Below are 11562 nucleotides of genomic sequence, written 5' to 3' on the forward strand. Positions count from 1 at the left end.
CTTCTCTTCAATATAAATTCCACCGTTGTTTGTTTCATATCCATATAATTGTCTATTTAATTGATATTCATCTGGATTATTATAAATTACTATTGTTAGTACATCATCAGCATTACCCGGTTCTAGTGCTTTATCATTTCCAATTACACGGTGATATTGTGCTTTTACTTCCTTGGCTGCCCAATATAATTTCTTAATTTTTTCTTCTGTTACTTTATCTCCCGTCTTAAAGACAATAGATCCGTCATCAAATATAATTTTTTTCAAATACGTAGAAATATGGTTTAACCAGTAATCAATGATCAGATCTTCTTAACTTAAGTAAACCTAAATCTATTTGTCTCCATACAGAAAGAGATAAATAGTTTTGTTCCTATTCATGAAATAGTACAATATATGCAAAATTACATATCTAATTAATTGCTTTTAATGTTATATTTTAATAGCGATGAATGCTATTATTTCATAAGTTGTCAACAAGCGTTATGTATGTATGAGAAAAAGGAAGGAGCCAAATAGGCCCCTTCCTTTTTCTACTAATTAACTAAATTACTCTCTGGTAAAAATTTAAATAGTAATGCTCATTTACAGGCGTCTCATTATGCATTAAACATGCTAACTTAGCTTGCTGTCGGAAAAAATAAAAACGATAGCATTAAGTTATTAAGAGACAAAAATTCATCAACACGAAGACAGATTTGTCTTGGCTAGATAAATTTGGTGATAAATACAGGAAGTAACTCTTACGATTCAATGATTCTTTTTCCTGCCTTCTACCCTTGCCACTTCTGTTTCATGACTTGTAAATAGAGATCTTCAAACTCGTTAAAATGGACGCGAAAAACACCTAATGTATCGATATAAGTAGAAATCACATCTTTTTCATTAAAATGGATACCTTCCTGTGCTAAGTCATAGCTATCATTAAGGCTGTATAAATCAAAATATTCTTCTTCCCAATACAGGCCTCTATTTACTAGTAATCGAGTAGAGCAAGTAATAGCTTGTTTAATATTCCATTTCTGAGCTACTAACTTTTCATTTAAGACTGAAAGAAGGATGTTTACCGAGGGGTTTTCATCAACTATGCGGCTATATGACAGTAAAGCCGATTCTATATATATCAGCTTTGCTTTAGACATTAAAGATATCTCCATAATTTCATATGGCGGGTGATCATTTGCTTCAATCAACCTATCGCACCATGAAATAACCTCCTCTCTATTCCAAAGTCCGCAGCCTAGTCCTAATGCATACAAGTGGGCTAAAGTTTGATAAGATTTCAATATGGTTCACCTTCAATTTAACTGTATAGTGGTATTGCATTCATTTTGGAAATAATCACGCTTAGTAATAAATATAATAAGCTGCCCAAACGGACAGCTTATTTGCATTAAAAACGCTACACATGAACTTTTTCTTTTTTTCGACGCACAAGCCACCAAACTAAAGATAGCAGTACTAGGGGAAACGGAAATATCTGAATAAACAAAAATACTTCCCAAAAATCGTGCATCGTACTACCAGGGGAATCTGTTGCCATCCCGCCAATAAAAAAAGACAATGGAATGACAAGTATATTTATACCTAAGCTAATCATTAGGAATGATAGATTTTTCTTCCAGATTACTGGTAATGTAGCCACGATTAATAAAACCAATGCAGTACCCAGTATAAGAAACAGTGCTCCAAATAAAAATACAAAGTATAAAATAGCATTGATTAAAGGTTCCACAATAGCCCTCCTAAGGATTCATTCTATAGAAACACTCATGTTATTTAGAAAGTCAGGATGCTATACCTCTTAGTTGTCTTTCAATTTCTTCATCGCTATAGTCTTCATTTATCTGCTTAGAATACTTAATCTACTTGCTTATATTCTGGACTGCGTTAGGACATATGTTTCTATTGTACAACCAGCTAGCAAGAAACCCACACTTATCCCTGCTAATACGGTACCTTTAAAGGCTCTGTTCATATTCATTTGCCCCTTTTATCTTTTCGTATTTTTTCTCCATCCATAGACAGTCCATTATGAACGTTTTCATTATAAGTATTGTCTGCTCCTTACTATCTGTTTCGGCCCTGATTCTTCTCGTTTACCGTTTCAGTATTACGCTTCAATTCGCATTATCATCACATAAAAAGGACATACCTATTCATATATATACCTTTATTATTTTATATTGAAATAAATAATGATTCAAAGTTATTTTGTGAAAATTATACAAAAAGTAATAATTCGTCGTTTACCTAACAATAGATAATATAGATAAAGAAAAAATACTAGAGAATATCACATTGTAGTAGTCTCTAGTATCTTTTCATAGTATTTTAGCGGCTATGCAATACGGAGGGATAAAAAAGGACCTCTTACGGAAAGATAAGAGGTCATCAAAAAGATAAAAATGTTGTATTTGAAACACGCGAGTTTCTAATTCATATCATAACACAATATATTCGTATATTCAATATATACATTAAAGATAAGGAATATTACATCATTGAAGATTACGGTGAACCAGGAGATAGTGTTGAAAATGAACCTACTTTGCGCAACATTTTCCCGAAAAAGTATGCGGATGTCGCACCTGCTAAGACATTTTGAATAATCTTTGCAGCTGCTACATCAACGGGTAATTTATTGTATTTCCAATCTAGAGAATCAATTGTCCAATCCCATACTTTTAAAACTAGTGAAATAGATCTTTTTAATTACATACTTAATTTATTTTTTAATGTCCAATATTTTTCTCCATTAGCTTCAAAAGAGAATTCTACCCATCCATTCGGATCTTCACGATAAATAAAGATGGTTGTTCCAGGAGTTACTGTACCAACTTTATTCTCCTCGACAGCTACATCTGGTCTACTTTTAATTTTTAAATTAAATGGATAAGGTACCTGATAGTAAGTAGCTGATGATACAACATTTGAGCTTGAACCGTCTGCATACATTTTATATGGAATTTCATTAGATAACGCGTCGACATCTAATGTTTCAGGATTCTTTGGTAATTTTTTTGCATATGTATAGTCTTCTACACGAAACGGTTTAATACGTTCCATAATACCCGCAATTTTCTTAGCCCAGCCTTTATCTGATGCATATTTCACGTTCATGCCAGTTAATGTTGACCCGTTATAATACATACCACTTTCTTCTAAATATCTTTCTCGTACATAATTAGCGTTATAAGCAATGCTATCGCCGTAGCTTGGTAAATATTTCGCATATTTAAACGGGTCTCCATCATATGCACGTAGACCGAATAAATTATGTTTTTGATATGCAATTTCTGATTTTCCGTATCCAGATTCTAAAATCGCATGCGCCGCTAAATAATGAGCACTCACGCCATATTGATTTTGCGCATTGATAAAATCTTGTCCATGTCCAACTAAGGGACTATCTGAATGATATTTTGCAATAAAACTATCAATCTCTTGAGCTGTAATTTTCGAAGCCACTGTTAAATTTAAATCTTCATATGAGGTAGCAGTAGTAATCTCTTTTTCATCGTTTAAATTTTGTTGTAACATATCTGTTTTTGCAGTAAGTTGAGCAGCTTCAGCACGTGTTATAAATCTATTTGGTTGCCAACCGTTCTCGGTACCATTAGAAATTTTTAAATCTATTAAAATATTGGCATGTTTTTCTCCCCAATGCCCTTTTAAATCTTCAAATCTAACCTGCTCGTTATGATTTGCTGTGCTTTGTAGTTTATATGCATTTACTAGCATGGTAGCCATAGCAGCACGAGTTACTTTTCCGGATGGATTAAAGATTCCATTCCCTTCACCTTTAACAATACCAGCTTTTTCAGCAGCAGCAATATACGGAGTAGCCCAGTGGTTTTGTGAATCTGTAAAAGATGGTTTTGCATTAGGCTCAATTTTTATACCTAAAACTTTTGTCATAATTTTTGTAGCCGAAGCTCTGTCTAAGGAGTCATTTGAACCAAAAGTTCCATCTGGATAACCATTTAATACCTGTTTATCAACTAAATAGTTAACGGATTTATCAGCCCATGTAGGAACATCAGGGAATTTATGAGTATCTGCTAAAATATTAGAAGAATAGGATAATATAGCTCCTGCAAGGATACCTGTTGCAATTAATTTGTGCTTCATTAAAATAAACACCTCTACCATTGTATTTATCAAATTGAGATTTTCTATTTTTATATTTACATGTTTGTAATAATAATAAAATCGTATTATCACGCATTCAATTTGATGTAACGAGTATAGTTACTTATATACACAAGTGTCAATGAATTTATTTTACAAAAATACATAATATTTACATTATTTTATAATTGACTTATGTATAAATTTTGTAAAGGACCTTTTGATAGATTTTACCTGAAGAAATCTCTTTAGTTGTTAATTTGCCAATCTTTCTCGTTTACTATTAATCAATTAAAAAAAGAATTTTTTGTTTGAAAATCTTAAGTTGATGGATGTGTGGACGTACCGCTACTAAAATTCTTGCTTTTAATTTATTGTTACTGTATTATATTTACGTATCAATATAAGGATTATAGTATATAAAAAGGAATCAAGTCTATAAGTAAGATTTAAATCCTTTTCCAATTCAAAAAGATTTTGCCAAAATCTAATATAATTTATGCTTATCTTTTTAGTATGTATCTAGTAAAAACATATTTTTTATCCATAGAATTCTGTTTTCAATGATATGAATTAGTGTTCTAAACAAGGAATCCTACAAAGTGATCTGAAAAACCTGAGAGATATTGTATGTAGTTTGCTCATCTCCAGGTACTACAATAAAAGAGCCTTACCTCTCTAGGCAAGACTCTACTAGTTTAGTTGTATACTATTTACATGATAACTAAGAAACAGAAAACATATAACACCAAATAACAGCACCCTATTACTCCTCCTACAGCTAATACCTGTTTAACCCAACTCTTAAATTTTTGATTACTGTAAATCGCTTGCACTCTTTCCATATTTCCTCCTATTAAGGAGAACCCTTAAAGACTCTCACCTCGCTATAGTACCATTAAAAAATGAATAATAGAGATCTAATGTATAAATATGCAATATTGCATACGGAAATGTATTGTTATTGTTGTAAGCGCTTACTATAATAAAGTTATAAAGATTTATTACATTTTAATACGAAAAAGAGGAGAGAATAATATGGAAATCGCAATGGCAGTTTTAAAATTTATAGGTGGAGCAATCCCATTAATTCAAGAACTTCTAAAAGCATTTATGTAAATTCACTATTTAGCAATTATTTATAAAAATTATCATACAAATGATCTGTATATCAAAAATGAATTGGCTTACAGATCATTTGCGTGATCAAGGTCCCTTTAACATGGCTAAGGGGCCTTTTTAAAATTTTTAAATAATTAAGGTTACGTCACATCACCCTCAAGTTAGCAAAATAAAATGAAACTTTAACTTGATGGTGATGGGGTAACAGTTGTGATTTAGAGATAAGATCAGATTATACAAAGTTTTGCACGTCAGCGATACCGGAAATAAACTTCGCCTTTAGTAGCAAGAATCTCCAATAAAGATAGTCAACTTACCTATTTAGGAATAGGAGTGTCAATTTAAATGATGCGTTCCAAGGCACTACTCTTCTTCTAAAATAGCGTAATAATATTCATCCCACCATTCATTCCCATGTGGTATACACTTCCTGAAATAGCCTTCTCTTCTCATTCCAATCTTCTCCATTACTCGATATGATGAGGTATTTTGTGGCTGACATGTAGCTATAATCCTATGTAATTTCATTTCCTTAAAGCCATATTCCAATGTAGCTTGTGCTGCTTCAGAAGCATATCCTTTATTGAAATATTTAGGATTGAACACCCAACCAATCTCATATGTATGCTCACCAAAATATTTATGAAAAACTATATGACCAATCAGAATATCTTTATGAATTAATACTACAGGAAAGTTCTTAGCGTTTTCACCAATGTTTTCATTCACAAAGTTTCTTGTATTTTCTTCAGTAAAAACCCCTTCAGGTATGTATTTCATAACATTGATATCTGATGTATACTCATGAACAGCTTGCCAATCTTTGAACTCAAATTTCCGTATTAATAATCTTTCTGTTTTTATAAACATTTACTTTTCCCCCTCAAAAAATTGCAACTATATTTTAAATCCACATTTAACCCTTAAAACAAAAAGAACTTGTAGGACTCTCTACAAGTTCTTTTTGTTTTAAGGTGAATATACGAGCCAAACAAACTATCTTACAGATTGACTGTAGAAACTTTAGGGGTAATGCTTTGACAAATATATTATATAACAAATATTAACATCCACAGGATTTATTTTTGAAAATTATGTGAATTAAGAAAGGAAGTAGTTTTTTCTTAGCTATTATTATTATTAACTGACGGTATCATTATATTTTATTCTGCAACTTATTTAGAAGAGCTATGTACATTTCGAAGAAGTTCTTCAATAAGTTTTGTTTTTTCATTTACCTTTGTGGCATATGTGAAATCACCATAACAATATGGATACCTAAAATTATTTTTATTTCCACCACAAGTATACATCGCTGGATTTTGATCAACTTTCATCTTAGAAAACTTTTTGGCTGAATCCTCCGAGTGTTGTTTAACTTCTTGACTAGCAACAAAATCAATATAACCTGGCCCCATATTATAGCTTTGAATAATTGTATCCATGCTAACATCCTTGTCCGTTCCATATTTGTACATTTTAGCAAAGTGTTTTACCCCTTGTTCAATGCTCAAGCTTGTCTCTTGAATTTCATTTGGCTTTAATCCAAGTGATTCAGATGATTGCATAGGATCGTTTCCCTCACCTCTACTCTCTTGATACATAATTCCTAATAAAATTGGTGTTTTCTCTCCTAAATTATATTTTTCTAATTCTTTTTTTAAGGTAGACTCATATTGCAATACACGTTTTTCGGTGGCTTGCGCTTTATTTTGTTGAATATTGGTTTTATGATTAAAATATAGCATTCCAAGTATTATTACTAAGCCTAAAATACTAATAAGGAACACTTTTATAATTTGTTTTTTACTTGTATCCTTCATATATTCCTCCTCGTATAAAAAATTTAATTTTTCAAAGGTAATTGGTTATTTACAAACTATGTAATGAGCATCTATCTCCCGCCCTTTTTAGACTCAAACATCAATACTTTAAGGTTTTAAGTTTAATATAAAAATTTAAAGATAAGGTAAAGATAAGATAAAGATAAAATAAAGGGTATTTTTTAGCGTACTTTAAAAGATATTGCTACAAAGGGATATATGGGACAACTTGTTGATATGAATGGATTTAGTGATAATTGAAAGGTATTGTACAAGTTATTAATTATGGAGACATCATTCCAGAAGATTTAATCCATCTTTTCAATATGCTTTATATAAAAACCACAACATAACATATAATAAAAAACGGCGAACCCTCCACCTAGGAGAATCCACCATCACAAATAATTGATTATTTCACACCTAGTTTTTTTGCTTTCTTAGGGATCCCGTCTTCCAGCACTTCCTCTCAAGCTGTTACACCTGGAATATGATGTGATTGCATTTGAAACAGGGCTTTGGGAAGCAGCAGCTGTTCAGCAAAATTTTGATAACTCAACCGCTACAGAAGCGATGAAACAATCCTTATACTCTGTATGGAAAACTGAGGAACTTGAACAATTATTTACCTATATGAAAGAACAAAAAGAAAAAGGAAAGCCACTCACATTAGCTGGTTTTGATATGAATTTGTTTTATAAATCTTCATTCCGCTCTTATGCAAAAGAATGGTTGCAAAAAGTAAATCCTGAAGTAAAGAGTGAATTTGATACAGCAGTGTCAGAGTTGATTGAACTGGATAGGTATTACAATAAAAATAAAACATATCCCTATGATCGGTTTAAAATGGAGATACAGCCCGTAATTAACAAGTTTGAAAAGGTTAGAATGTTTATTCAGAATCATAAATCTGAATTGATTCAAGTTACACCACATCCTACGTATGATGTGAAAGTCAGAGGTGGCATCTCCTCACCTAACCTGACAGACTATTCTTTTTATATCCGAGATCAAAAAATGGCACAAAACTTCGCATGGCTAACTGAAATGCAGTATGGAAACAAACTGGCCCCCTTTAACAAGTAATAATTTGTTCTGCACCCATGTTGATAATTCTTCTGGTAATCGGAATGTAACGGAACCATGTTGCTCTTTTATAATGACATAGGGATTGCGGAATTCTTCTTGAATGCCGATTCCAATCACTTGATACAATTTCCTGCACTGACTCGGAAACAATATATTTGGAATGTCTAATGATTCAATTTCATGAAAAGAATGACGGAATCTCACATCCATTGCAAATACCATCACACCAACTCCCAGCTATACGTAAAACACAATTAGTATACCGATGAGATCTATGTTACGTGCAGAAATCCCCGTTTTCTCCCCAGACTTATCTACAAGAATAAAAAAGGAATCACAAGATATGTTCCCTTTTCACTATTTGTTTTCTACACTTTTAATTCCAATATTTCTAGATGCTGAATAGATCCGCCCCCTGGCAGGTAAACATCTTCTTCCTTCAGCAGGTATACGGAACTTTCCGTTTCTACTAGTGATGGAAGATTGCGCACGCCAAATAATAATACTTTTCCCCTATTGCCCAAATGACGTGGGGTATGCATGGAAATCGTAAGGTTGTTTATGCATGTAATTGTTCCTGTTCTTAAACATTTTCGGGTATCTATTTTTATTATGTTTTGCTTTTGTAGTATTTCTTATTTTTATTGTTTGATTGTTATGACTGGCATTTGCTCGTTTTCGGAAATTTCACTGTAACCAAAATAAAGTAGAAAAAACAATAAAATAATTGTCCAAATAAATATAAACACTTTATAACTATACTTCATATGAAAAACCTCATTTTCCCTATATAAGTGAATGTACATACACCCTATAAATCTAATTACATAAATTATTGGATGTTTTAGTAGTAGAGAATCATTAAGTATTAGGAATTGTTATTCATAAACATATCCAAGAATTCTTCAAAAAAATATCATCTAGGCATTTTAACATTTCATCAAAATGCACAGATGATATTTTGTACGTTTAGCTTGGTAATGCTTTTTATGTAATGAATTCTTATCTCTATTTCACCTTAATGTTTATATGTACAAGAGTCTGTGTAGCAATTAGACTGTACTTTAAATATGTACTCAATTGTGTGTGGGAAAGGAAGCACATTTTATTTAAAGTGGTTACTTTAAAGCCCTTAATTAGTTGGTAGTCTTCTTCATTCAGACAAAAAGGAAATTTAAAGTGTGCACGTACTTTCAACTCAGACTTTTTACTACACACACTCCTATACACATAACAATATTTATAGTTTTTTGTAACATTACGGAAATAACAAGAAATAATACCGAAACATTTATGATATCTTGTAACAACTTAGTAACATCACTGTAACATAACGTGTATAATCGCACAATACTTTTTAACTGAAAATCAATAAATTTATGTAAGTACCCATAACGTATTACATATTGTTTGTGAAACCTTTTAATGAACAAGTATAAGTGGATGGCGGGAATTGAACCCACATCAGAGGTTCTGGAGGCCCCTGTTTTACCCTTAAATTATCCCCCCTCGTGGTCGGAATGACAGGACTTGAACCCGCACATTCAACGGCTACTAGATCCACAATCTAGCAAGTCTAGCATTTCGCCACAAACTCCATAAAAATAGAAAAAGACCACCGAATGTACTCGATTGTCTTTTTGCCATGCATATCTGCACAAGAAGTGTATACTTCAAACCCTTTAATATTTTTAGCTATGAGCATACTTATAAAACTCTAAAAACTATTTGATAATCTTTTAGAATCTAACTTTCTTTTAATACTATTTGCTATTTCTTCAATATTTTCATTTAGAAAGAAATGATTACCTTCAAAAGAATGAAAAGTACACGTTTTACTTGTGTATCGTTCCCATTTTATTACTTGATCATATGTAGTAAATTCATCATTTTCCCCATTAAATATAAGAAAATCAATATTACATGGTTGTGTATTTTTGTCATGAATATACGTCTCAACGATTTTAAAATCTGCTCTTAGAATAGGGAGAAAGATCTCCATTAATTCTTCTGATTGCAGTACCCCAGATGGTGTACCTCCCATTGCAATAACTTCTCTTTTAAATTGCTCATTAGAAAGATTATGTCGGATATTTTTTATTTTACTATTTGGATGATTTCTACCGGACAAAACAAGAAATTCAGGCGATACGTTTTTAGAATCTTTTATTTTTCTGGCTACTTCATAGGCGATCAAACTTCCCATGCTATGCCCGAATAGAATGTAGGGCGAATCATCTATCTGCATAACTATTTTATTGTAGACATCATTTACTGCCTCTTCCATACTTTGGTACAAGTTTTCTTCAATTCTATATCCTCTACCAGCTAACTCTACCGGGACTACCTCAATATATGGATTAAAGTGATTTTTCCATTTTGCGTAACTAAACGCAGATCCCCCAGCATGTGGAAAGCAAAAAAGTTTAGTCTTCTGCATTGATTTTCTCCTTACTTTCAAATTTGTATATATTTTGGAAAATTGCATAAATGTCTTTAATTATTATCTCTTGCGGAAATTCATCCCTTGTTGCACAAGCAGATAACTTATAATTTGGATCAATGTTATATTGTTTAAAGTAAAAGTTTTTAGTTATATTCTTGTATGAAATTAAAGTTCGTGATTCTTTTTTTATAGAGAATGAATTTAATGGGGTATAAAGCCCTTTTCCAATCGTTTTTATATAGCTTTCTTTTAATGTCCATAAATCAAAAAAACAATTAATTTGTTCATCAGAATTCATATTAGATATATCATAAAATTCATCCGCTGAAAAAAATTCTTTTGCTAATTTAAGAGCCTCTATCTCTGAAATCTTTTCTATATCAATACCCACATTAAAATTAGCAGTAGTACAAACCACCCATTCTCCTGAATGTGACAGATTAAAATGAAAGTCAGAAAAATTTTCAACAAAAGGTTTTCCATACTCATTATATTTAAATCTAATTTCTTCATTATTAATTTTATACTTTTGGCAGATTAGAGATCGGATTAGTAAATCCCCTATCAGGGTCCTATTAACGTCGCATGAGTTTAATAAACGCTTTATTCGTTCTTTCTTCTCATTTGAAACTAAGTTACTAAGTTGCTTAAACAAATGACTTTCAATATTCTTTGGTATTTTCACAGCTTGAATGTGTATGATAAATCACTTCCTTTTTTAAAAGATGGCTTCATATATGTGCGTTACATAAATTCAAATTAACTTTATTAAATTGCAAATACAATAGAAAAGGTGCATATTTACATATCAATGAAAATATGCACCTTTCCTCAGTAATATCATCAGGCATTCGCTTCTATTACAAAGATTTCTATGTCTCTACCAATTACTTTTTACATTATCCTCTTAAAAAGTAATACTCTTGATATATTCATTATTGCCTACAC

Annotated in this window: 10 protein-coding genes and 3 pseudogenes; 3 read left to right on the forward strand and 10 right to left on the reverse strand. The window is 31.6% G+C overall.

Features of this window, described 5'->3' with window-relative positions:
- From MR136_RS23910 to MR136_RS23920, 3 genes and pseudogenes are all read right to left on the reverse strand, one after another.
- Window positions 1-264 (reverse strand): annotated as a pseudogene (locus tag MR136_RS23910) (collagenase); the annotation flags it as partial.
- 509 nt (window positions 265-773) lie between these two features.
- The gene (locus MR136_RS23915) at window positions 774-1286 is read right to left on the reverse strand and encodes a protein kinase (protein WP_078421157.1); all 513 of its coding nucleotides are present in this window, start codon (window positions 1284-1286) and stop codon (window positions 774-776) included.
- Between the two features lie 116 nt (window positions 1287-1402).
- Entirely contained in the window at window positions 1403-1735 is a 333-nt protein-coding gene (locus tag MR136_RS23920) for a hypothetical protein (protein ID WP_139365851.1), read from the reverse strand.
- 747 nt (window positions 1736-2482) lie between these two features.
- Between MR136_RS23920 and MR136_RS23925 the strand changes: the two are divergent.
- Window positions 2483-2590 (forward strand): annotated as a pseudogene (locus MR136_RS23925) (peptidase M56); the annotation flags it as partial.
- Here the strand turns inward: MR136_RS23925 and MR136_RS23930 are convergent.
- Together MR136_RS23930 and MR136_RS23935 are read right to left on the reverse strand one after the other, a co-directional pair.
- Window positions 2578-2691: pseudogene (locus MR136_RS23930) on the reverse strand (polysaccharide deacetylase); the annotation flags it as partial. The pseudogenes MR136_RS23925 and MR136_RS23930 sit on opposite strands and share 13 nt — an antisense overlap.
- A 24-nt stretch (window positions 2692-2715) precedes the next feature.
- Entirely contained in the window at window positions 2716-4134 is a 1419-nt protein-coding gene (locus MR136_RS23935; protein WP_017673987.1) for an S-layer homology domain-containing protein, read from the reverse strand.
- A 933-nt stretch (window positions 4135-5067) separates the two neighbouring features.
- Here MR136_RS23935 and MR136_RS23940 point away from each other — a divergent pair.
- Window positions 5068-5253 (forward strand): hypothetical protein, encoded by a 186-nt coding sequence (locus tag MR136_RS23940; protein ID WP_078421158.1) that lies wholly within the window; start codon window positions 5068-5070, stop codon window positions 5251-5253.
- A gap of 366 nt (window positions 5254-5619) precedes the next feature.
- Here MR136_RS23940 and MR136_RS23945 read toward each other — a convergent pair whose 3' ends face one another.
- Together MR136_RS23945 and MR136_RS23950 are read right to left on the reverse strand one after the other, a co-directional pair.
- Complete coding sequence (locus MR136_RS23945) at window positions 5620-6126, reverse strand: GNAT family N-acetyltransferase (RefSeq protein ID WP_242259645.1); 507 nt, start codon at window positions 6124-6126, stop codon at window positions 5620-5622.
- Window positions 6127-6431: 305 nt separating this feature from the next.
- Window positions 6432-7079, reverse strand: a complete 648-nt coding sequence (locus tag MR136_RS23950; protein ID WP_000655735.1) for a lysozyme family protein — start codon at window positions 7077-7079, stop codon at window positions 6432-6434.
- A 495-nt stretch (window positions 7080-7574) separates the two neighbouring features.
- Between MR136_RS23950 and MR136_RS23955 the strand changes: the two genes are divergently transcribed.
- A complete protein-coding gene (locus tag MR136_RS23955) occupies window positions 7575-8165 on the forward strand; it encodes an erythromycin esterase family protein (RefSeq protein WP_002183587.1) in 591 nt (196 codons plus the stop codon).
- Here MR136_RS23955 and MR136_RS23960 read toward each other — a convergent pair.
- From MR136_RS23960 to MR136_RS23970, 3 genes are all read right to left on the reverse strand, one after another.
- Window positions 8118-8390: a hypothetical protein gene (locus tag MR136_RS23960; RefSeq protein WP_002164541.1), complete on the reverse strand. Its 273-nt coding sequence runs from the start codon at window positions 8388-8390 to the stop codon at window positions 8118-8120. The genes MR136_RS23955 and MR136_RS23960 overlap by 48 nt on opposite strands.
- Window positions 8391-9885: 1495 nt before the next feature.
- Entirely contained in the window at window positions 9886-10608 is a 723-nt protein-coding gene (locus MR136_RS23965; protein ID WP_078421159.1) for a thioesterase II family protein, read from the reverse strand.
- Window positions 10595-11299, reverse strand: coding sequence for a 4'-phosphopantetheinyl transferase family protein (locus MR136_RS23970; RefSeq protein WP_017673986.1), 705 nt, complete (start codon window positions 11297-11299; stop codon window positions 10595-10597). Before MR136_RS23970 ends, MR136_RS23965 begins: the two co-directional genes overlap by 14 nt.
- Window positions 11300-11562: the final 263 nt, after the last annotated feature.

Origin of the sequence: Bacillus cereus group sp. BfR-BA-01311, assembly GCF_022664295.1 — a bacterium.
GTDB lineage: Bacteria > Bacillota > Bacilli > Bacillales > Bacillaceae_G > Bacillus_A > Bacillus_A cereus.

Excerpts from the sequence above, each read along its gene's own strand:
- MR136_RS23950 (WP_000655735.1), bottom strand. The coding sequence starts at position 7,079 with ATGAAGGATACAAGTAAAAAACAAATTATAAAAGTGTTCCTTATTAGT.
- MR136_RS23960 (WP_002164541.1), bottom strand. The coding sequence starts at position 8,390 with ATGGTATTTGCAATGGATGTGAGATTCCGTCATTCTTTTCATGAAATT.
- MR136_RS23945 (WP_242259645.1), bottom strand. The coding sequence starts at position 6,126 with ATGTTTATAAAAACAGAAAGATTATTAATACGGAAATTTGAGTTCAAA.
- MR136_RS23940 (WP_078421158.1), top strand. The coding sequence starts at position 5,068 with ATGCAATATTGCATACGGAAATGTATTGTTATTGTTGTAAGCGCTTAC.
- MR136_RS23965 (WP_078421159.1), bottom strand. The coding sequence starts at position 10,608 with ATGCAGAAGACTAAACTTTTTTGCTTTCCACATGCTGGGGGATCTGCG.
- MR136_RS23935 (WP_017673987.1), bottom strand. The coding sequence starts at position 4,134 with ATGAAGCACAAATTAATTGCAACAGGTATCCTTGCAGGAGCTATATTA.